This window comes from Mycobacterium nebraskense, from assembly GCF_002102255.1.
GTDB classification, from domain to species: domain Bacteria; phylum Actinomycetota; class Actinomycetes; order Mycobacteriales; family Mycobacteriaceae; genus Mycobacterium; species Mycobacterium nebraskense.
In genome coordinates this window covers 25,695-47,298 of record NZ_LQPH01000076.1, presented here as the reverse complement: position 1 = coordinate 47,298, position 21,604 = coordinate 25,695, and the positions used below count along the sequence as shown (strand labels likewise).

The following is a 21,604-nucleotide window of genomic DNA, read 5'->3' as shown; positions in this document are numbered from 1 at the left end:
TTGAATAGCGTTTATTTGAGCAAGCTGCCCGCGTCGACGGGAAGCGAAACGCCAGTGACATAACGAGATTCGTCAGAGGCGAGGAACAGGACCGCGTTGCTGATGTCCGCGGGTTCCACCCATGGCACAGGCAGGGTGTGCATCATCTGTGAGATGGGGGCGAAGTCGTCCGGCCCCGGATTTTCCAGGTCCGGGCGGAAGAGCCGGAACGTGTTGTCATTCATCACCATCGTGGTGCTTACCTGGGTGGGTAGCACCGAATTGACGCGGATCATGTGCTGGCCCAGCTCGACGGCGAAGGCACGCATCAGGCCGATGACGCCATGCTTGGCCGCGACGTAGTGGCCGGTGTTCGGGTAGGCCTTGCGCCCACCGACCGAGCTGGTGAGCACGATCGATCCGCCTTGGCCACCCGAGAGTATTTGTGGGACACCCGCTTTGACCGTATGCCAAACGCCGGTCAGGTTGATGTCGATCATGTCCTGCCAGACGTTCTCCCGGATCTTGTGCAGCTTCCTGCCGTCGGTACCCACGCCTGCGTTCGCGACGATGATGTCGAGCCGCCCTAGTTGTTCCACACCGCCGTCCACTGCGGATTTCAGCGCCTCGTAGTCGCGGACGTCCACCTGCGCGGTGACGATCCGACGGTCTTGGGCTTTCACCAAGTCGGCCGTCTCGGCCAGGTCTTCCGGCGTCGAGTGTGGATAAGCCAGGTTCTCGATCGGCCCGCAGACGTCGATCGCGATGATGTCGGCGCCCTCCTGCGCTAAGCGCACCGCGTGGCTGCGACCCTGACCGCGGGCGGCACCGCTGACGAACGCGACCTTGCCCTCGACCCGGCCGGTCATCAGGGCACCACGGTGGGCAGAGTTTCCCAGCCGCGCACCGACGACGTTGGGCTGAGCGTGGCGTTGGCCAGATCGGGCTCCCACTCCGGGAAGCGCTTGAGGATTTCCTCGAGGGCGACACGGCCTTCCAGCCGGGCCAGCGCCGAGCCCAGGCAGAAGTGGGCGCCGACGCTGAACGTGAGGTGCGGGCGAGCGGGGCGATGAATGTTGAATTCGCCCGCGTCGGGACCGAATTGGCGCTCGTCGCGGCAGGCCGCCCCGAGCAGCATCAGCATCACGCTGCCTTCCGGCACCGTCCGGTCATAGAGGCTGACGTCGCGGGTCACATAGCGTGCCATGTGCGGCGCGGGTGGCTCGAAGCGCAGCAGCTCCTCGATTGCCTGCGGGATGAGTGCGGGGTTCTCGACGAGCTCGCGACGCTGGTCGGGGTGCTCCGCGAGAACTTTGCCCGCCCAACCGATCAGCCGCGTCGTGGTTTCGTTGCCCGCTCCGGCCACCACGTTGAGGTAGACGAGGATCTCCTCGCGCCTCAGCCGCCGCGTGGTCCCGGTCTCGTCGACGAACTCGACGTTGAGCAGCTCGGTCATGATGTCGTCGGACGGATTGTCGGCACGCCAGTCGATGTAGGCCTCGAACTGCTCGCCTACGGACAAGCCATGCTCGGCGGCACTCATCGGCTTGCCGGGTTCGGTGCGTAGTTGGGCGTTGCCGCGATCGCGGATGTACTCCTGATCTTCTTCGGGAATCCCGAGCAGTGCGCTGATGACCTTCATCGGCATGATCGCGCCCAGGTCGGTGACGAAGTCGAACCGCCCCGACCCCACCAGTGGATCCAGCGATTGCGCGCAGAACTCGCGGATCATCGGCTCCAGCGCGGCGATCTTGCGGGGGGTGAACATGCGCGACAGCAGCTTGCGGTGCACGTCGTGGATCGGCGGATCCTCGAAGATCAGCATGCCCGACGGGATCTCGAGGTTGGCCTTGATCAGTTCCATGATCACGCCGCGCGCGGAGCTGTAAGTGCCGTAGTCGATGATTGCCTTGTTTACGTCGGCGAATCGGCTCAGCGCGTAAAAGTCGTATTCGGAGTTGTAGTACAGCGGCGCCTCGTCACGCAGGCGCTTGAACATGGGATATGGGTCGGCAATGAGCTCGACATCGTATGGATCGAAACGAACATGGCTATCGGTGCTCGCCGTCACGAAATCCCTCCTACTGCAGGCGTTTCCGGGCGCCCGCACCGGCTACGACAGTGCCGGCGCTGCCGGTCTGTCAGCGCCGGATTGGGCTCGGCCAATTTATACACTCCGCTTAATCATATTGCTCGCACGTGCACACGGGTTTTGGCTGAAATGGCCCGCGAACGTGGACTTACTCTATTCTCGTAGAGAACCATACAGCGGGTGCCCTGGCAAGAGCCAGAGCCACGTACGCCGTGTCCGGCCCGCACGCTCACCCGGATCCGGCTACCCGGCTGCGGCGCGCTGGTGGCAGGCCGTCGCTCCGTGTCAGGCGCCCCTTGTTCGGACTTTTGAGAATCCCCGCCGCCATCGCGGACAAGATCCCGTCCAGCTGCTCCGCGGTATCGATGAACCGGTCGCCATGGGCGAGCCGCTGCAGCAGACCGTTGATAAACGTCAGTGTGACGTTGCTGAGGTCCTCGACTACCGCCGGTTCCAGGTCCGCGCCGTGTGGCATCAGTTGCACGAGGATCTCCCGATGCAACTTGGTGAACTCGTCCGTGGCCTGCTGCAAGATCGCGGCGAGCGCCGGGTCGCGAGTGGCTTGCATCGTCAGCTCGTACCGGGCCTTGGTCCGCGACAACTGCGGGTCAGTGGCGGCCTGAATGACCACCTGCGACAACCGCGAGGGTGAGGCATCGTCTTTCTGATCGGTCGAGCTGTCCGCCACCGATTGCAGCTCGGCGAGGTCCAACTCGGCCAGCCGCTCGGCCGCGGCGCGCAGCAGCGCCGAGCGGGTGCGGAAATAGAACGAGGTGGTGCCGTCGGGCACGCCGGCTTTGCGGTCGACTTTGAGGTGGCTCAATCCCTTGGCCCCGTCGTCGGCCAACAACTGGATCGCCGCATCGCATAAGTCGCGGCGGCGCTCCGCAGGGTTAGGCTTTCGTCGTTTGTCCATACCGGGTCCCGTGATCTTGGACCCGGAGATTACTCTATATTCGTAGTGTCAGTAAAGAGCCGTCGGCGATAGCCCACATCCCTCCCTGCCGAACAACAGGGCGGGCGGGCATCGTGTTAGCTCCGGGAACTCAAGCGAGCTCAGGTACAGGGAACCCCGTGCGGACCGCCAACCCAATGGCCGGGCGGCGACTGCCAGGGACAAATCTGCTTGATCTGCCCAGGTGGCAGCGGATTCCAAGGACCATGGTCGACGACGTGCGGACCCGGCGGACCCGGTGGTATCCATGGGCCGGGATCAGCTTGTGCCACACCTGCACCGAATCCGAGGGTGGCAGCACCCAGTGCGCCAGCGATTGCGGCCGCACTTGCGATTTTCTTCATAATCATGGTGATTTATCGCCTTCTTTCAGTCCCCGGGCTCCGCCCGACGTGAGCGGTGTCCCGCGTGTGGACCGATTCGCGACCCAATGAATTGGTGTGTGTCGAGGTTACCCTCCTTTTCGGAATGTCAAACCCGGCCGTAGCCAGCTGGTGGCCTAGCCATCGTTTTGGCCGGTAACGCGGCTGGGCCGCTTGTAGGGTTCTTTACCGGAACGAAAATGGACCAGTTTGCTGTCGGCTTTCTCAGCGCATTCGGCCTTCCGCCGGTGGAGTTCGTCGATCTCGCCGGAGATCTCGGCTGTCGATTTATCTCGACGGTCGTGCAGGGACTGCCATTGGTGCCGCTGGGTTATCCTCCTTTTTCTTTGAAGGACGCCGCACTCAGGCGAGACATGCTTGCCGCCATGGATCACCGCGGCGTGCAGATCTCGCTCGGCGACGGATTCCTGGTGCTGCCCGGCTCCGATACGCATGGGTTCACCGCGGATCTCGACGCGTTGGCTGAGCTCGGTGTTCCGCAGATCGACGTCGTGAGCCTGGATCCCGATCTGAGCCGCACCTTCGACCAGTTCGCGGTCCTGACGGAACTTGCCGCCCAGCGCGGCATCCAGACCGTCGTCGAACCGGTGCCCGGGCTGACGGTCGGCGACTTGGCCACCGCACTGGCCGCCCGCGAATACGTCGGGCGGTCCGATTTCCGATTGCTGATCGACACCATGCACTTGGTGCGGTCCGGATCCAGCCCCGCCGACGTCGCAGCCATTGCCTCCGACCACATCGGCTACGCCCAACTCAACGACACGACACTGCAGCCACGCATGGACAACTACATGGAGGAAGCCATGTTTGAGCGCATGGTTCCCGGCGAAGGTGAACTACCGCTCGGCGACATCCTTTCCGCGCTTCCGCCTGACATCGGGATCGAACTCGAAGTGCCGAGACGATCGCTGGCGCTGGCGGGCATCAGCCCGATCGACCGGCTCCGGCCGTGCGTCGAGGCGGCGCGTCGGCTGTTGTCGGAGATTCAGCCTAGGTAGCCGGCCCGGGCGCCCGGCGCGCAAACGACGGCGCATGCTCGGGTCGCACTCCAACGCCGACGAAGTAAGCCGGCACGGCCGACAGCCATGGCAACCGTCGCATCACGCCGAGCAGCGCCGCGGGCGGCGTGGGGTCCGCCCCGCGCAACAACGGCCCGAGCAACATCCGGTGCAGCACCCGCTGCACCAGTTGCGTCACCACCGTGGGGAACACGCGGCGGCGGTGCACCGCGGCGAGGTCGCGGCCGCCGACCCGGTGCCGTCGCAGCGGTTCGGCCAGCACGGTCGCGGCCGCTACGGCGTCCTGGATCGCCAGGTTGATGCCGACGCCGCCCAGCGGCGACATCGCGTGCGCCGCATCACCGATGCACAACAGCCCCTCGGTGTGCCAACGGCGCAGCCGATTCACGTGCACGTCCAGATGTTTGACGTCGTCCATGGATTGCAGCGCCGCCACCGACTCCGGCATATCGGGTAGCAACTCTTCGACGTCGCGCCGGAACGCTTCGATGCCACGCGCCCGCAATTGGGCGTCGGTGCCCTTGGGCCCGAGGTAGGCGATCTGGAAGTAGCCCTCCCGCGGGATCACGGCAAGACCCTTACCCGGACCGAGGCGCGGCAAGAACGAGTACTCCGTGTCTTCGTTGTGCGGCAACCGAAACCACCACACGTCGAACTTCACCGGGTATTCGCGCGCCTTCAGTCCGGCCTCGTGATGCGCGATCGACCAACGGCCGTCGCAGGCAACGGTCAGCTCGGCCCGCAATTCGCCGGGGCCGTCGGGCCCGCAGTAGCGCACTCCAGCAACCCTGCCGGCCTCCCACAGCAGCCCGGTGACTTCGGTGTTCATCCGCAGCGAGAAGCTCGGCTCCACCTGTGCCGCATCCGCTAGCAGATTGAGCAAGTCCCACTGCGGCACCATCGCGACGAAGGGATGGGGCTGGCGCAACCGCTCGAAGTCGACGTAGGTCACCGACCGCCCGTTGGACTCGAGTTTCGCGGTGCGGACCTCGGTGAAAGGCAAGGCCGCGAAGGGCTCCCACAAACCCAGCTCGTCGAGCAGTCGCATCGTCGTCGGATGGACCGTGTCACCGCGGAAGTCGCGCAGGAAGTCGCCGTGCTTCTCCATCAGGGTGACTTGCACGCCCGCCCGAGCCAGTAGCAGCCCCAGGACCATGCCGGCCGGGCCGCCACCGATGATCGCGCAGGTGGTCTTCTCAGCCATCAGAACTCCACCTCGAACACTGAGACGGGATCGAGGATCACGCCGGTTTCCTCGACGTAACGATCCCACAGCGTCAGCAGCTCGGCCAGCCTGTCCGGATGTGAGTCGGCCAGGTCGTGGATCTCGCCCGGATCCGAAGCGAGGTCGTACAGCTGCCAATCGCCCGGACCGTACGGTGCGGGCAGGTGCAGCGCCTTGAAGTCCCCCTGGCGAATGGCCCTGCGGCCGAACAACTCCCAGCCCGTGCCGGTATCGGCGTCGTGCACCGTCTGCGCGCCGCCCGACAGGTATGGCACCAGGGACCGGCCGCGCATGGGCGCCACCTCGCGCCCTCGGTAGGCCGTGCCCGGATGCGCGGCCCCCGCCAGTTCCAGCACCGTCGGTGCGATGTCCATGACGGTGCTGAAGGCGGTGCCGATCTGCCGCTGCCGGTCGAAGCCCGGCCAGGTGACGAATCCGACCACCCGGATCCCGCCTTCGGTGGTGAACGACTTGTGCAGCCGCGACGGCGCGGTGGCCGCTTGCGCCCACCGTGGCCCGTACCAGATGAATGAGGACGGCCGGCCGAGGTTGTCGAGGGTGTTGTCGCAATGCTTTTCGATCTGCGCGACGATCCGGGCACCGACCAGCGGCATCGCCTCAACGATGGCGCCCTCGGCGCCGTTGTCGGACAAGAAGATAACGACGGTGTCGTCGAGCTCGCCGCTTTCCGAGAGGTAGTCGATCACTCTGCCGATATTCCAGTCCATCCGGTCGACCATCGCGGCGTAGACCTCCATGCTGCGCGCCGACACCGCGCGCTGTTCGGCAGTCATCTCGTCCCACTCCGGGGCGCCGTCGGCAACGACCGGGTGCGCCTCGACGCCCGGCGGGCACAGTCCGAGCCGCTTGAGCGCCGCCAGTCGCTCCTCGCGGAGCGCGTCCGGTCCGGCGTCGTAGCGACCGCGGTATTTCGCGATGGATTCGTCCGGCGCCTGCAGCGGCCAGTGCGGCGCCTGGAAGGGCAGATACGCGAAGAACGGCCGGTCGTCGCCGGGCGCGCGTTCGCTCAGATACTGCAACAGCTTGTCGGTGTAGGAATCCGACGAGTAGAAGTCGTCCCCGACGGTGACGAACTGATCGTCCTCGGTGTAAAGCGTTGGCACCGGCGAGAAACTCCGGGCCCCTCCGCCCCCGAAGTGGCTCGCCCCGGCCGGCAGCAAGGCGAACGAGCGCTCGAACCCGCGCGCCCACGGCGACGTCTCGATGGTTGCGCCCAGGTGCCACTTGCCCGACATCAGCGTCAGGTATCCGGCGTCGCGCAGGAGTTCCGGCAACGCCACCACCCGGTCGTTCAGATAGCCCTCGTAAGCGGGAGCGCCGCGGAATCCGGGGCCGGCGACCTCGAGCATGGTGCCGATGCCGGCGATGTGGTGGTCAGTCCCCGTCAACAACATCGCCCGGGTGGGTGAGCAGGCCGGCGCGGAATGAAAATCGGTGAGCCGGATCCCCGCGTGGGCCAGCCGATCAAGATTGGGCGTCTCGATTTCGCCGCCGAACGCGCCAATATCGGAAAAACCGAGGTCGTCCGCCACGATAACGAGGAAGTTAGGCCTCTTCACGCTGAAGCATCCTGCCAGGTCCGGCGGCTGGGCGGAATGCTGCCGCAACTGCGCGTCGTTATTGTCGAGGCGGCACTGTCCGCGCCTTCGACGCTGCGATACCGGAAGGGCTTTGAGATGCTGGCACAGTTCGGGATGTCCATTCCGCTGGTCGCCGCCCCGATGTCGGGCGGCCCGACCACCCCCGCGATGGTGTCGGCCGCGACCCGCGCGGGCGGCCTGGGCATGCTCGCCGCCGGCTACAAGACCGTGGAGGCCGTCGAGGCTGAGCTCAAACAGGTTCGCGCCGAGGGAATCCCGTTTGGTATCAACCTGTTTGCCCCCAACCCGCTACCGGTTGACCCTGAGAGCTACCGCGCTTATGCCGCGATCGTTCAGCGGGACGCCGACCAGTTCGGTTTGACGCTGCCCCCAGACCCCGTCGAGGACAACGACAAATTCGACGAGAAGATCGCGCTGTTGCTCGACGACCCGGTTCCGATGGTGTCGTTCACCTTCGGCATTCCATCGCGCAGCGTGATCGCCGCGCTGCAGATTGCCAAGAGCGTCGTGGTCCAGACGGTGACCACACCCGAGGAGGCGGCGCAAGCGCACGACGCCGGGGTCGACATGCTCGCCGTGCAGGCGGTGGCGGCCGGCGGTCACTCCGGCACGCTCTCGCCGCGGAAACCGTTGACGCCGGTGCCGATCGCCGAGCTGGTCGAACGGATCGTCGCGACGGTGCCGCTGCCGGTGATGGCCGCCGGCGGGCTCGCCACCCCCGGTGCGGTCGCCGAGGTAGTCCGTGCGGGGGCCGCGGCGGCCGTGGTCGGGACTGTTCTGCTGCGCGCCGACGAAAGCGGCGCCTCAGCCACCCATCAGGCGGCCCTTACCGATCCCGCCTACACCGAGACGGTGCTCACCCACTCCTTCACCGGCCGCCCCGCCCGCGGGCTGCGCAACGCGTTCATCGACACCCACGAGGCGCAGGCGCCGCTGGGCTATCCCGCCATCCATTACCTCACCAGCCCCCTGCGCAAAGCCGCGGCCGCGGCGGGCAAGCCCGATTATGTCCATCTGTGGGCGGGCACCGGATACCGGAACGCCACTGCCGAACCCACATCCGAGATTCTGCGGCGCCTGGCTTCCGACCTATGAGTATGCGAAGCGGTTCAGCACGTCGTATCGGCCGCCGGGCGTTGCGCACGTCAGCGTGTACATGAACCGAACCGCGGTCGATTCGATTTTCTGGTAACCGGCCAACGCAGGTGACTGCTCTAGCAGCCGCAGCCTGGGGTTCCACGTCTGCAGCTCCCGCGCGTCGCGGATGCCCCACTTGATGATTCCCCTGGTGAACACCCTGGACAGCAGCGGCGCCAGCGCCGACAACGTGTCGAAATGCATTTCGCCACACTCGAATCGGTCGGTCAAGCGTTGGAGCAGCTGCCGCACCTGCTGCTCGGTCAAATACATCAGCAGGCCCTCGGCGACCACAAGCGTGGGGCGTCCAGTCGGGATCTGCTCCAGCCACTCCGGGTCGGTCACCGAGGAGCCGATCATCCGGTACCGCTCGGTGTCGTCGTAGAGGCGCCGCCGCAGCTCGATGACACCGGGTTGGTCGACGTCGAACCACAAGACCGACGCCGGCAACGCGAGCCGGAAGGCGCGGCCGTCCAGGCCGCAGCCCAGGTGCAGCACCACCGCGTCGGGGTGACGCCGCAGGAAATCCGCGCACCACTCGTCGAGCTGCTTGGCGCGCAGGGCGACCAGGTACTGGTTCGACGCCGGCAGCGAGCTTCGGTGGATTCGCTTGAAGTCATAGTCGATCCGGTCCACGGCTTCGGCGGCCGCCTTGTCACCCAAAATGGGTCGGCGCGAACGGCTTTCGTGAGCGCGCAGATACAGCGTGACAAGGTTCGTCCACTCCACCGAGCCCCACGGCACACCGGTGAAGTCAACTTTGGTCGTCGTCATGTCTTATTCCTTCCCGCCCGATACTCGGTCCACATCTGCATGAGCTGGTCGCGGTAGCCCTGGGTGCAGAACTCGCAGAAATCGCGGAAATCCTCGACACGCTGCCGCTGTTCGGCACGGTCCTCACCCAGCACGGAAAGGGCGAACTCGGCGGGCTCGATCCCTAACCGCATCAGCGACAGCTGCGTTTCCAGAACACTGGTGAACCCACCCGGCGTGACCCGGTAGAGGTGTTGGCGGTCCGGGCTCGGCAACCGTTCCACCATGCCGCCCTCCAGCAGCTGCCGGGCAACGGTACTGATGGAGGCCTTACTCACCGATAACGCGTCGGCCAGCTGGGTCAAGGACTGCTGCGGCGGATCACAGATCAGTAGCCACCCGTATACCCGGCCCATGGTGCGGGTGGCACCGAGCAGCTCGAAGAACAGTCCGAGGCGGTCGACGAACTCGGCCTCTTCCGGGGACATGGCCCTCCGTCAGCTCGTTCAGTACATACTAAACGTAGTTTACGATAGCTGGACGAATCGTGGAAGAGCGTTCCCAGCCAGAGCGGCCTGCTCGTTGTTTTCACGCGCTCGTGCGCAATGGCAACCGGCGATTCTGCGCTATTGCGCATTGTGCTCACTGCGCCGGCGGGTTACTCCATACGGGGCGTCGCAGCTAGAACGCCTCGGGATCGCGCTGCACCTCCACCGGCACCGGGTGGCGGTACAGGCGAGACGCGTTCTCCCAGCTGAACTTACGAATCACATCGGGAGGCAGGTCGCCGATTTGTTCGTGGATCGTCTGCTGGGTGTGCGGCCAGGTCGAGTCGCAATGCGGGTAGTCCGCTTCCAGCATGATGTTGTCCACGCCGATCCGGTCCCGCTGCACGAACGACGATTTGTCCTCCACCGCGCAGAACCAGAAATTCCTCGTGAAAACCTCCGCGGGAGTCAGACTTTCGCCCAGGGCCTGCCAGGTGCCGTACATCGCGTGATAGCTGAGCATGTGGTCGAGGCGATCCAGCAGCCCGGCGACCCAGCCGATTCCGCCTTCCGACAGACAGATCTTCAGGTTGGGAAACCTGCTGGGCAGGCCGGAGTACAGCCAGTCGACCGCCGCCGAGATGGCGTAGGCGAAGAACAACACGCCCTGCACGTCCGGCGGCGCGTCGTCAGTGGTGGACGGCGAGGACCCCGACGACCCGATATGCAGGTTCACGACGGTGTCCGTCTCGGCGCACGCCGCCATCATCGGGTCCCAGTGCTTCGAGTGAATGCTCGGCAATCCCAACATCGCCGGGTTCTCGCTGAAAGTGACGGCGTGGAACCCACGTTCGGCGTTCTCGTAGATCATCTGCGCGCCGAGCTCGGGGTCCAGCAGCCATGGCAACTGGCATGCAATGATGCGTTCGGGATACGAGCCCGCCCACACCTCGAAATGCCAGTCGTTCCATGCGCGCACCGAGGCCAGCGCCAAGTCGCGGTCGCTGGTCACCTGCTGCAGCCGCTGGCCGGCGAAGCCGGGCAGGAAGGACGGGAAATTTAGCGAGGCGTAGATGCCGTTCAGGTCCATGTCCTTGACGCGCTCGTGGATGTCCCAGGCGCCCCTGCGCATTTCGTCGAATCGGACCGGCTCGAAGCCGTACTCCGCCACCGGTCGGCCGACGACGGCGTTGAAGCCGACGTTGGGCAGTTCCCGGCCGTCGTAGACCCAGGTCTGTCCCCCGCTCTCGGTCTCCACGACTTTGGGCGCGCGGTCGGCGAACTTGCGCGGCAGCCGTCCGGTGAAGGTGTCCGGTGGTTCGACGATGTGATCATCGACCGAGATCACCGTGTAGCGACGCGGTGCGCGCGGCGGGTCCGGCAGGAAGGTGACCGAGCGCTGCTCGCCGGTCTTGGCGGTGGTGAAGTTCAGGTTGCCGGCCAGCTCGTCGATCGATTTCACTCGTCAATCTCCTTGCGCGGCACCGTTGTCGAGTCTGAAGTCACGGCTTCCGGTGCGGTTCACGTGAGCACATCGGGATGGGCCTTGATGGTCATCCTGGCCGCGCCGGCCCAGTACACGTCGGCGGCGCGTTCGGTGAGGGACCGCTGCATGCCCGCCATGTCCGACCACTTCATGGCCACGGGTTCCTTGCCGGTGAGCAGCACATCGTAGGCCAGCTTGCATACCCGTTCGATCGACGCCGCTCGGTAGACGGCCTCGGCCAGGTTGCGGCCGGTCGCGATGACGCCGTGGTTGGCCAGGATCGTCAGGTTCGCGGCCCCGATGCGGGCCGCCAGTTCGGCCGCGCGGGCGGGGCTGTCGATCTCGCCGTCGTAGGTGTCCACCAGGCACAGGTCATCGAGGAAGAGTGAACCGGTTTGGTGCACCAATTCGGGCAGCCTGCCCAGCGCCGCGAGCACGCAGACGTAGTACGGATGATTGTGGATGACCACTCGGGCATCGTCGCGGACGCGGTGCAGCTCGGTGTGGATATGGATCGCCGGAGTGACATCCCAACGGCCGCGCAGCACCCGGGCATCACCGTCCACCACGCAGATATCGGACGCGGTGATCTCCTGCCACCACAGCCCCCACGGATTGACGAGCATCTCGGTCTGACCGTCCGGTTGCCAGGTGATGTGTCCCGCCATGTTCTCGGCGAATCCGATGCCGGCCAGGTGGCGGAAGGCCACGGCGAGCGCCTGCTCGTCGGACAGCTCGACCCCGATCGGGGGAACCACCGAAGGCGCCCACACTTCCAGACCGCCCCGGCGCGCGTTAGGAGCATTCATGATCGGCCTCCGTTCTGGCTCGAATATCCTCGCGGAGCCGGCCTTTGGCAACCTTCCCGCCGGACGATCGCGGAAGCTCGTCGACCACGATGAGTCGTTCGGGCAATAGCTCCTTGGACACTCCCAGCGCCAGCAGGTGTTTGACCAGCTCGGGCAGCTCCAGGGTGGCCGCGTCGACGAGTTCGGCGTAGAGGCAGACCTTTTCGCCGAACACCGGATCGGGCATCGCGACCGCCGCGGCTACCGCGATAGCGGGGTGGGTGGCGACAGCATCCTCGACCTGGGTTGCGCTGATGTTCTTGCCACCGCGCAGGATGAAGTCGGAGGTTCGCCCGGTGACGGTCAGATAGCCATCCGTGTCGATTTCGCAGATGTCGCCCATGCGCATCCAGCCGTCTCGGGTGAATAGCTTGTCGTGGTCGGTCCCGCCGAGGTAGCCGAGGCTGGTCGCCGGACCGCGGCATGCGGGCTGGCCTCGTCCCGTCGCGGTGACGTCCCGTTCCCCGTCGAAGAGGCGGACCGCCATCTCGGGGACGATCCGGCCGCCGGTGCGCAGCCGGCGCTCGCGTGAGTCATCGACCGTGGTCGCGCTCAGCATTCCGGTCTCGTTCGAGCCGTAGAACTGCAGAATCTTGGCGCCGGTGAGCTCCTCGAACTCGACGGCCGGTCGGTATGGCAGCGCCTCGCCGCCGGTGAACACGACGCGCAGCGAACTCAGGTCATACCCACTGATCGCGGGATCCGCCATCAGCATGGTCAACTGCGTGCTCACACAACACAACACGCTGACCTTGTGCCGGGATATCGCCTCGCAGGTCGCCCTCGCGCTGAACCTTTCCAAGATCACCGCGCTGGCGCCGAGATAGATCGGCGTGGTGTGGCTGGTCCAGAGCCCGAAGCCGAATGGCGTCGGTATCACCGGCAGGAACGTGTCCTCCGTCGTCAGCAGCCCGTTGGCGACGGCCTTCTGGTGGAAGTAGTGCCAACGATTCTGGGTGTGCACCACGCACTTGGGCAGGCCGGTGGTCCCAGAGGTGGAGTTGATGAGGAAGACCTCGTCGGGCCCGAGTTGGGACTCGACTGCGAGCGCCTTGGGCGGTAACCGAATGTTCAGTCGTGGCGGGCCGTCATCAGCGCTCAGCACCAGGGCGGGCAGCGAAAGCCCGTCGGCGACAGTCGCGGCCTCCCCGTAGCGCTGCCGGTCGCTGATCAGGATCTTCGGTTGCGAGCTGCGCAGTATCGCCGCGACCTCACGGGTGCCCGCGCGCGCGCCGATGCCGACGACGACGGCCCCGCACCGCTCGATCGCCACGAAGAGCACGTGGAGGGCGGTGGAGTCGCCGTGCCACACCGCCACCCGGTGGCCGGGCGCCACCCCCGCCCCAGCCAGACGTTCAGCCAGATCGGTTGCGGCACGGTCGAATTGAAGCCAAGTTAGCGAGGTGCCCGGATGGTCGACATAGGCGAGACGATCCGGGGACCGTTCGGCGTTGCGGCGCACCGCGTCCGACAGCGTCGTGTCAGACCACCATCCGGCGGCGTGAAACCGGGCGAAGTCCTCGTCGGTGAATGACGGCGAGGACTCGATCTCCATGAGCAGATGATAGGGAAGCTGTGCGCGGCCCCGTCTGCTAACGCCCGCTAGGGGTCCTGCGGGGCGGGCGCGGGCGCGCCGTGTTGCGGGTCGCCGGCGACGTCGGGCGGACGCGGGTGGGGCTTATGGCAGTTGCGCGTGCAACCGCAGTTGAGGCCGATGATGCAGCCGCCCCCGCCGGCGGGTTGCACCGGCAAGGCGCCGCCCGGAGTCGGCGGGGGCGCGGGCGTCACGCTCGATGAAGAAGGGGCGGTCGCGGCCCGTGCGGTCGCGTCACCGGCCGACCAACCGAACGCGACAACCAGCGCGGCACCGCAGGCGCACAACGTCGCCGCCGTCCTGGCTTGTCCGTTCCCCACGTCTGACCACTGTAGTTACTCACCGCGCGACGCGCAGAACGCGCGGGTTTGAAAGAACACTCCAAGAAGTCACCAAGAATCTTCCAAGGACGGCCCCGGACGGTGAAGTCGACCAGTGCCCTTTGGGATCGGTAGCGGCACGCGTGGTTTGCGCTTGTCCCACCACCGCTGCCACCCGCAGCCAACTACACGGAGGTACACCGCGGATGAAAAGCAAGGTCGTCGTGCTGCTGGCCGGCGGGATGCTCGCGCTAGTGCTGCTGACGCGCTATTTCGCGCTGAGCCGAGCCGGCGTGCCGTTGGGGTGGATGCTCTACCTCGGCCTGCCGATCACCGGCGCCGGAGTGCTGTTCGCACTGCGCCTCATCGACCTGGGCGCGGGGTGGAGCACCAAGGGCGGCACCGTGGCGCACCACGGCGGCATCCACGCCCACCCGGTCGCGCTACCCGTGTCCGAGCCACCGCCTTCCGAGCGCCTCAAGCAGTTGGAAGACTTGCACGCCAGGGGCGCGATCTCGGACACCGAGTACAGCGCCCAGCGCCTACAGATCATCGCCAACATGTAGGGCGGGCGCCGCAGCCCGCCGGCGCGCCATCGGCACGCGGACCGCGTAGATGGCGGCGCTGAGCCCGAACATCACCGTGGTCAGCAGCAGCCAGCGACCCAGAAAGGGGTCCTGGGTCTGGCCGGTCGCGGCCGAATAGGTGGTGGCGCCTTGCTTGATGATGCCGGGAAGGAACACCAGCAGCGTCAGGCCCGCCCCCAGCGCGGGCACCCGGATGTGGTTGACCACCGGCACGCGCGGTGGTGTGCGCCGGACAACGGTCCGCGACAGCAGCCAGTCGAGAGACGCATAGATCGGGAACAACACCAGGTCGTGGGCGATGATGGCCGCGGCGAACCACACGATGATCGACTGCCACCACACGTGCGGGTTCCACAGCGTCACCGGCTTGATGGTGGCCACCACGTAGCCCAGGAGCGCGAACCCGGCGATCAGGGTCAGCAGATGCAACGGGTGGGACCCATAGAGCCTTACGAAAAATGCTCGCGCGCTACGCATTTGCGGCCGCCCGGAAGGCAATGGACGCCACCCACTTGGTGTTGTGCACGCCGGGCAGCGCCGGCACGATGACGCGCGCCGGGAAGCCGTGGTCCGGGGACAGGTCGGCACCGTTGACGCGCAACGCCAGCAGCGCATCGGGGTGCAGGACCTGGCTCCCTTGCAGTGTCGCGCGGCCGAACGCGCCGAAGCGCTCCAACGACGCGACGAGCGCCGACTCCGGTGCGGGAACGCCGGCCAGTCGGGCCAGGTCCGCCAGCCGCACCCCGGTCCAGGTTTGGGTGGTCGACCAGCCTTCCACGCAGGCGATCGGCAGCACGGCGGTGTGCTGCGGCATGGCCAGGAGCGCGGCGCGGTCCAGTGTCATGGGGTGGGGGCCGCCACTGAGGGTGAGCCGCCAGCGCTCCCCGCTGTTTTCCGCGGAGATACCGGCCACGACCGCGGTTCGGTTGATCACGAAGTCGTTGGGGCCGTCCCCGCGGGTGCGCCCCCGCGGGAGCAGCAGGGCGGCGGGCCGCGTGTAGCCGCCCACCGTCTGGCCCGCGGTGATGACCGTCATGAACAGCGCACCGCCGCCGACCAGGGCCAGGGCGCCGCGGCGGCTCATCGTCGCGGGGCGCGGGTCCGCGGTGACCAGCCCGTCCGGCTCCCACGGCTCCGCCTTGGTGTCGGCACGCCCGGTGCGCAGGACGTCGCGCGGTGAGATCGAGCGCAAGGCCGACCACATGGTCGGGATCTTGATCGCGATGTGCACGACGAACCCGATGATGAACACCCACGCGCCGAAGTAATGCGCGGTGTAGAAGTCGAAACCGAAGATGTAGTCGTATTGGATGTTCAGCACGCCCGTCACGATTTCGAACAGGACGCCCCCGACCAGCATCAGCAGCGAAACCCGTTCCAGCAGTTGGACAATGGATCGGGACGGCGGCCAGGCGAAGAGCCTCGGTATCACCGACCACAGCTTGGCCAGCACCACCGGGATCAGGACCAGCCCGAGTCCGACGTGCAGTCCTTGGGTCAGCCGATACAGCCATGACGGGTTGGTGGGCCAGTCGAACGTCGGGAGCTTCAGCCATCCGACGTTGCCGGGGAAGGCTTGGCCGAACCGCGGCCCGTAGGCGATGTAGGACAGCAGACCGGTGATGATGACGATCGGCAGCGTCACCAGCAGCACCGAACCGAACACGGACGTCAGCCACGGCCCCCGCAGCGGACTGCGCCACCGTTGCGCCCGCCCGACGCCCGGGGGCGGGTGCTCGGCCAGCAGGCGCCACAGCCGCGCGGGAAACCCGTAGCCGCCGGGATCGCTCGTCGGCTCGGCGTCTTCGGTCTCAGATCTTCGGATGCCGTGCATCATCGGCGATCTTCCACGACGGCGCGCCGAAAAGGGTTCAGATTCGAGAATCAGCGCCGCGCGTCAGTCCTTGCCCCGCGGCGGGGGCTGCACCTCGACGCCGGTGGCCTCGTGTTCAGGACCCGCGGCCGGGTGTTCGGCCGGGACCCGCTCGCGGAACAGGTTGCCCTCGCTCGGCCGCTGCGGCTCCGGCCGGGTGACCTGGCTGCGGTATGGCCCGGGCTTCGGGCGGGGCTTCCCGCCGGGGAAGGCCAGCCGAAAGATGCTGCGGTGCACCATCAACCACTGCTTCGAAAACCGGCCGTGGTTGTACGGCAGCGCGTAACGCTCGCAGATGTCCTTGACCTTCGGCGCGATCTCCGAGTACCGACTGCTCGGCATGTCCGGGTAAAGGTGGTGCTCCACTTGATAGCCGAGATTGCCGCTGATGACGTGGAACAGCGGGCCGCCGTCGATGTTGGCGGCCCCGACCAACTGCCGCACGTACCAGCCGCCACGCGTTTCGTCCTCCACCTCTTCCGGGGTGAAGGTGTACGTCTGATCCGGGAAATGGCCGCAGAAGATGATGGCGTGCGCCCACACGTTGCGGATGAGATTGGCCACGGCGTCGGCACCCAAGGTCCGTAGATAGGTGCTCTCCACCCCGGGCAAGACCTTGTCGAGGAAGGCGGCCGTGGCGCCGACGCGGCCCGTGCCCGACACCTTGCGAAGCCTCCTGCCCAAGCGCGATTCGGCGGGCTGGCTGATCCTGCCGCGCGAGGCGAGCTGGACGAGCGCGAAGGCGCCGGCGCTGATCAACGGCCACCCGAGGTAGTCCTTGATGATCTGCGCACGCGCCTTGCCGCCGATGCCTTTCAGGTCCTCTCGCACTTCCGACCACGGCTTCTCGCGCTTGCGTATGGCGTTGATGTCCATGTCGTGGACGGCCACACCCCACTCGAACAGGAGCGTCAGCAGCAGGTTGTAGATCGGCTGGAACAGGAACCGCGGCGCCCATTTCTGGTTCGGGTCGATCCGCATGATCTCGTAGCCGAGGTCCTTGTCCTTGCCGAGAATGTTGGTGAAGGTGTGGTGGATGTAATTGTGGGAGTGCTTCCAGGACTCGGCGGTGGACGCGGTGTCCCAGTCCCACACCGAGGAATGGATGTCGGGATCGTTCATCCAATCCCACTGACCGTGCATCACGTTGTGCCCGATCTCCATGTTCTCCAGGATCTTGGCCATGCCCAGACACGCTGTGCCCAGCGCCCACGCGGTCTTCGAGCGGGACGCAAGCAACAGCACCCGGCCTACCACCACGATTTGACGCTGCACCGAAATGACCGTCTTGATGTAGCGCCGGTCCCGATCCCCGAGGTCGGCGAACACCTCGTCGTGGATCGCGTCGAATTCTTTGGCGAGTTTTTCTAGTTCTTGTTCCCCCAAGCGGGCGAGTGGGCTTTCCACGGACTTTTCCACGACAGCAGTCACCGGCCCCTCCTTTCGATCACAGTTCGAGTTCGACGTCGCCCTCGGCGGTGTTGATGCAGATTCGGACGTCTTGTCCGGTCGGTTCGATCACGTCACCCGAGCGCAGGTCACGCAGCTTGCCCGACTTCAGCGTCCCGACACAGGTGTGGCAGATGCCGATGCGACAGCCGTAGGCGAGGTTGAGGCCGGCCTGCTCCCCGGTCTCCAAAATGGATGTGCTGCCGTCGCATTCGACTTCCTCGTCGCTGTCCAGGAAGCAGACCACTCCGCCCTCGCCGGCGTTGGCGTCGCCGCCGATCTTGGGCTGAAATCGCTCGAAGTGCAGGCGGTCCCGATCACCGTTGTTCTCCCAGTGCTCGATCAGCGCGTCGAGCATGTCGCCCGGGCCCGAGCAGAACGCCTCGCGTTCGCGCCAGTCCGGGCACACCTCGTCCAGATCGCTCGGCTCGAGCCGGCCCCGCTCCGAGGTGAGGCGCAACTCCAGCCGCATTCGTTCGTGGCGATGGTCGAGGTCTTCGAGCGCGGACAAGAACATGACCTGGTCGCGGGTGCGAGCGGAGTGGATGACGACCACGTCACCCAACTCGTCGCGATGATCAAGGCTGCGCAGCATGCTGATGATCGGCGTGATGCCACTGCCCGCGCTGATGAACAGCAGCTTGGGCGGCAACGGTTCGGGCAGGGTGAACACGCCCTCGATCTCGCCGAGCCGCACCAAGTCCCCCGGCTGGATCTTCTGCACCAGATACGGCGACACGACTCCGCCGTCCACCCTCTTGGGCGTCACGCTGACCAGTCCGTCTTCGGGCGTCGGATCCGACGTGAGCGAGTACGCCCGCCAGTGGTAGACCCCGTCGACCACCACACCAAGCCGCACGTATTGACCCGGCTTGTGGCCGGGCCATTCGTACCCGGGCCGGATCAGCACGCTCGCCGCTTCCGAGCCCTGCGGCTCGACCTGTTCGACCTTCCCGCGCAGCTCCTTGGTGGTCCAGAGCGGGTTGATCATCTCCAGGTAGTCGTCGGGCTGCAGCGGGCTGAACAACCGCCGCACCGCCCGCAGGAACAATCGCCGTCCCCATGGGACGTGGGGCTGGGCGCCGCGTTCAGCCATGCCGCTGGAGTACACACTTGTGCACTCACTTTAAACATATGATCTGAATTAGCTTGTAGTGCATCATTTGACCGACATTCAACGACCACTTATAGAACGCTTGACTGTTCACTAATCGTGAGAGAGTCCGGCCGCGGCTGACGCCATGCGTACTTGTGACGTGCCCCGACTGCGCATCACCCAAACATTTGTTCAGACAATTCTCAGCCGGTCGCCCGCCCGCGCCACCCGTCGCCGACGCCCTATTGTTCGAGGTGTGCTGATCGGCTTCCTCCTCGCGCTGGGCTGCTCGGTCTGTTACGGCACGGCCTCGGTGTTACAGGCGGCCGCGACGCGATCGGTGGAAGCCGGCAGCGGCTCGGGTGTGGATACCGTGCTGCTGATGCGCGCCGCCCGGCAGTGGCGCTACCTCGCCGGCGTCGGCCTGGATGGGGTCGGCTTCCTCCTTCAAGTGGCGGCGCTGCGCCTGGTGCCGATCTACGTGGTCGCCGCGGCGTTGGCCGCCTCGATCGCGGTCACGGGCATCGCATCCGCATGGCTCCTGTCGGCGCGGCTGTCACCGCCCGAATGGACCGCGGTGGGCGTGGTGTGCGCAAGCCTCGTCGTGCTCGCACTGGCGGCCGGGCCGGGGCACTTCCGGCATGCTCCGGCCGGGCTCGGCTGGGCATTGCTCGGCGTGGTGGCCGCGATATTCATCGCCGGTGCCATCGCGGGCCGACTGCCGGACCGGCCGCGCGCGCTGGCGTTGGGGCTTGCGGCCGGAACCGGCTTCGGGGTCATCGAGGTCGGCGTCCGGCTGATCGAGGTGATCAATCCGACCAAGCGTGCCTTCTACACCAATCCGGCGCTGTACGCGGCGGCCGCGGGCGGGGCCGCCGGTTTTCTGCTGCTGACCTCCGCCCTGCATCGCGGGTCCGTGACCACCGCCGTCGCCGGGATGGTCATCGGTGAAACCATCGCGCCCGCGTTCGTCGGAGTGGTGTGGCTGGGCGACAGCGCGCGCGACGGCCTCGGCTGGCTGGTTATCGCGGGCTTCATGGTGGCCGTGTCGGCGACACTTGTGCTGGCGCGGTTCGGGGAAGGGCCGCAAGAGGCCGTCACCTAGCTCATGGCATTGGTTTCCACCGCGGGACGGTAGGCGGTGCCGCGCGCCGGGCGCGTCCACAGCACACCGCCCTCCGCGCTGACGCCCGCGGCCATCAGCGCCCGCTTGAGGATCTTGTTCGTCGCCGTCGTCGGCAGGCCGTCGTTGATGCGCACATACCTCGGCCAGGCCTTGGGTGACAGGTCGGGTTGTGCGGCAAGAAATTTCGCGAAGTCGTCGGGCTCCAACCGCGCCCCGTCACGCAGAACCAGCGCGGCCATCACCTGGTCACCGACGCGGTCGTCGGGTACCGCGTACACCGCGACCTGGCTCACCTGGGGCAGGCGTTCCAGGATCCGCTCGATCGGCCCCGCCGCGAGGTTCTCGCCGTCCACCCGCATCCAGTCCGCGGTCCGACCGGCGAGGTAAATCCAGCCGTCGGCGTCCCGGTAGGCCAGGTCTCCGGACCAGTACATCCCGTGTCGCATCCGCTGCGCGGTGGCGGCCGGATCGTTGTAGTAGCCGACGAACGGGCCCGCCCCCTGGGTGTTGACCAACTCGCCGACCGCGTCGTCGAAGTTCGTCAGCGCCCCGTGTTCGTCGAATTCCGCGACGGCACACTCCCGCAGCGTCGTCGAGTTGTAGATGCTCACTCCCGGATATGGCCTGCCGATCGATCCGGGCGGGGTGCCGTCTTCTCGGACAACGATCACCGCGAACTCGCTGGAACCGAAGCTGTCCACCACGCGGCAACCGAAACGCCTTGCGAATTCGGCGATGTCGCGGTCGGTCGCCTCGTTGCCGAATGCCACCCGCAATGTGTTGTCCGCGTCGTCGGGGCGCTCGGGGGTGGACAGGATCAACGCGAGGGGCTTGCCGACATAGTTGAGGTATGTCACGCGGTAGCGACGCAAGTCGTCCAGGAAACGTGACGGTGAGAACCGGGCCGGGACCATGGTGGCGCCGCTGCCGATGGCGACCGCCCATCCGGCGGCGACACCGTTGGAGTGAAAGAGCGGCATCGACAGGTAGCAGACGTCGTCGGGGGTGACGTCGTACTGGAAGATCAGGCTGGCGCCGCACATGATCGCCATCGCGTGGGCGAGCCGGACGACCTTCGGGTCGCCACTGGTCCCGGAGGTGAAGATCATCATCAGGGTGTCGCCGCCGGCGACCTCACGGTGCGGAACCAGGGGCGGCGCGGTGGCCACCAGTTCGGCGTAGCGCGGCCCGGTTACGTCGAGCACCTGAATCCCGTTGAGGTCCAAGCCGTCCAACAGGTCACGGTGTTCGGGGTCGACGAGAAGCAGCTGACAGTCGGACCGCCGGATGTCGGCCAGCAGCCCCGCCCCGCGCCGCGTCGTGTTGATCCCGCACAGCACGTAACCGCCCAGCGCGGCCGCGGCCATGGCGCGCAGCATCGCCGGCGAGTTGGGCAGCACGGCTCCGACGTGCAACGGTCGGGTCGGGTCCGCGAGTGTGATCAGCGCGGCCGCCTCCGCCTCGGCCTCCGCGACGTGTTCCCGCCAGGTCCACATGCGCTCGCCGGATGCGAGGGCCGGGGTGTCGTCGTTGCGGCGTTGCCGCAGCAGTTGCTGAACCGTCTCCAGCACC

Annotated in this window: 20 protein-coding genes; 4 read left to right on the top strand and 16 right to left on the bottom strand. The window is 66.5% G+C overall.

From position 1 onward, the window contains the following. Positions 1-11: 11 nt before the first annotated feature. The 3 genes from AWC17_RS08270 to AWC17_RS08260 form a co-directional block, all read right to left on the bottom strand. Positions 12-848 (bottom strand): mycofactocin-coupled SDR family oxidoreductase, encoded by an 837-nt coding sequence (locus tag AWC17_RS08270; RefSeq protein ID WP_046184766.1) that lies wholly within the window; start codon positions 846-848, stop codon positions 12-14. After that, a complete protein-coding gene (locus AWC17_RS08265) occupies positions 848-2,050 on the bottom strand; it encodes a cytochrome P450 (RefSeq protein WP_046184765.1) in 1,203 nt (400 codons plus the stop codon). The genes AWC17_RS08270 and AWC17_RS08265 overlap by 1 nt, the downstream gene beginning before the upstream one ends. Before the next feature lie 250 nt (positions 2,051-2,300). Beyond that, positions 2,301-2,987 (bottom strand): TetR/AcrR family transcriptional regulator, encoded by a 687-nt coding sequence (locus AWC17_RS08260; RefSeq protein ID WP_085164502.1) that lies wholly within the window; start codon positions 2,985-2,987, stop codon positions 2,301-2,303. A gap of 601 nt (positions 2,988-3,588) precedes the next feature. On the opposite strand from AWC17_RS08260, the gene AWC17_RS08250 reads away from it, so the two are divergent. Next, entirely contained in the window at positions 3,589-4,407 is an 819-nt protein-coding gene (locus AWC17_RS08250; protein WP_046184763.1) for a sugar phosphate isomerase/epimerase family protein, read from the top strand. Here the strand turns inward: AWC17_RS08250 and AWC17_RS08245 are convergent. Further along, positions 4,400-5,632 (bottom strand): FAD-dependent oxidoreductase, encoded by a 1,233-nt coding sequence (locus tag AWC17_RS08245; RefSeq protein ID WP_046184762.1) that lies wholly within the window; start codon positions 5,630-5,632, stop codon positions 4,400-4,402. The two genes, AWC17_RS08250 and AWC17_RS08245, sit on opposite strands and share 8 nt — an antisense overlap. Continuing rightward, complete coding sequence (locus AWC17_RS08240) at positions 5,632-7,233, bottom strand: arylsulfatase (protein ID WP_085164500.1); 1,602 nt, start codon at positions 7,231-7,233, stop codon at positions 5,632-5,634. Before AWC17_RS08240 ends, AWC17_RS08245 begins: the two co-directional genes overlap by 1 nt. Before the next feature lie 117 nt (positions 7,234-7,350). Here AWC17_RS08240 and AWC17_RS08235 point away from each other — a divergent pair, with 117 nt between their 5' ends. Continuing rightward, positions 7,351-8,370, top strand: a complete 1,020-nt coding sequence (locus tag AWC17_RS08235) for an NAD(P)H-dependent flavin oxidoreductase (RefSeq protein ID WP_046185402.1) — start codon at positions 7,351-7,353, stop codon at positions 8,368-8,370. Here the strand turns inward: AWC17_RS08235 and AWC17_RS08230 are convergent. The 6 genes from AWC17_RS08230 to AWC17_RS31980 all read right to left on the bottom strand — a co-directional run bounded on the left by AWC17_RS08230 (position 8,365) and on the right by AWC17_RS31980 (position 13,901). Then, positions 8,365-9,186, bottom strand: coding sequence for a class I SAM-dependent methyltransferase (locus AWC17_RS08230; RefSeq protein WP_046185400.1), 822 nt, complete (start codon positions 9,184-9,186; stop codon positions 8,365-8,367). The genes AWC17_RS08235 and AWC17_RS08230 overlap by 6 nt on opposite strands. After that, the gene (locus AWC17_RS08225) at positions 9,183-9,653 is read right to left on the bottom strand and encodes a GbsR/MarR family transcriptional regulator (protein ID WP_046185399.1); all 471 of its coding nucleotides are present in this window, start codon (positions 9,651-9,653) and stop codon (positions 9,183-9,185) included. The genes AWC17_RS08230 and AWC17_RS08225 overlap by 4 nt, the downstream gene beginning before the upstream one ends. A 193-nt stretch (positions 9,654-9,846) precedes the next feature. Beyond that, positions 9,847-11,115: an amidohydrolase family protein gene (locus tag AWC17_RS08220; protein WP_046185398.1), complete on the bottom strand. Its 1,269-nt coding sequence runs from the start codon at positions 11,113-11,115 to the stop codon at positions 9,847-9,849. A gap of 59 nt (positions 11,116-11,174) precedes the next feature. Then, positions 11,175-11,948 (bottom strand): class II aldolase/adducin family protein, encoded by a 774-nt coding sequence (locus AWC17_RS08215; RefSeq protein ID WP_046185397.1) that lies wholly within the window; start codon positions 11,946-11,948, stop codon positions 11,175-11,177. Beyond that, complete coding sequence (locus AWC17_RS08210) at positions 11,935-13,542, bottom strand: class I adenylate-forming enzyme family protein (protein ID WP_046185396.1); 1,608 nt, start codon at positions 13,540-13,542, stop codon at positions 11,935-11,937. Before AWC17_RS08210 ends, AWC17_RS08215 begins: the two co-directional genes overlap by 14 nt. Positions 13,543-13,589: 47 nt before the next feature. Beyond that, entirely contained in the window at positions 13,590-13,901 is a 312-nt protein-coding gene (locus tag AWC17_RS31980; protein ID WP_141224551.1) for a hypothetical protein, read from the bottom strand. 206 nt (positions 13,902-14,107) lie between these two features. Here AWC17_RS31980 and AWC17_RS08200 point away from each other — a divergent pair, with 206 nt between their 5' ends. Further along, positions 14,108-14,467 (top strand): SHOCT domain-containing protein, encoded by a 360-nt coding sequence (locus AWC17_RS08200; protein ID WP_046185394.1) that lies wholly within the window; start codon positions 14,108-14,110, stop codon positions 14,465-14,467. Here AWC17_RS08200 and AWC17_RS08195 read toward each other — a convergent pair. The 4 genes from AWC17_RS08195 to AWC17_RS08180 are packed head-to-tail and all read right to left on the bottom strand — an operon-like array spanning position 14,444 to position 18,906. Continuing rightward, a complete protein-coding gene (locus tag AWC17_RS08195) occupies positions 14,444-14,965 on the bottom strand; it encodes a hypothetical protein (protein WP_046185393.1) in 522 nt (173 codons plus the stop codon). The two genes, AWC17_RS08200 and AWC17_RS08195, sit on opposite strands and share 24 nt — an antisense overlap. Further along, positions 14,958-16,325: a molybdopterin-dependent oxidoreductase gene (locus AWC17_RS08190; protein WP_085164498.1), complete on the bottom strand. Its 1,368-nt coding sequence runs from the start codon at positions 16,323-16,325 to the stop codon at positions 14,958-14,960. The genes AWC17_RS08195 and AWC17_RS08190 overlap by 8 nt, the downstream gene beginning before the upstream one ends. Before the next feature lie 60 nt (positions 16,326-16,385). Then, entirely contained in the window at positions 16,386-17,792 is a 1,407-nt protein-coding gene (locus AWC17_RS08185; RefSeq protein WP_046183753.1) for a fatty acid desaturase family protein, read from the bottom strand. A 16-nt stretch (positions 17,793-17,808) separates the two neighbouring features. Beyond that, a complete protein-coding gene (locus AWC17_RS08180) occupies positions 17,809-18,906 on the bottom strand; it encodes a ferredoxin reductase (RefSeq protein WP_046183752.1) in 1,098 nt (365 codons plus the stop codon). 256 nt (positions 18,907-19,162) lie between these two features. Between AWC17_RS08180 and AWC17_RS08175 the strand changes: the two genes are divergently transcribed. Beyond that, positions 19,163-20,011: a DMT family transporter gene (locus AWC17_RS08175; protein ID WP_231588558.1), complete on the top strand. Its 849-nt coding sequence runs from the start codon at positions 19,163-19,165 to the stop codon at positions 20,009-20,011. Here the strand turns inward: AWC17_RS08175 and fadD1 are convergent. After that, complete coding sequence (fadD1, locus tag AWC17_RS08170) at positions 20,008-21,603, bottom strand: fatty-acid--CoA ligase FadD1 (protein ID WP_046183751.1); 1,596 nt, start codon at positions 21,601-21,603, stop codon at positions 20,008-20,010. The two genes, AWC17_RS08175 and fadD1, sit on opposite strands and share 4 nt — an antisense overlap. Between the last annotated feature and the right edge of the window lies 1 nt (position 21,604).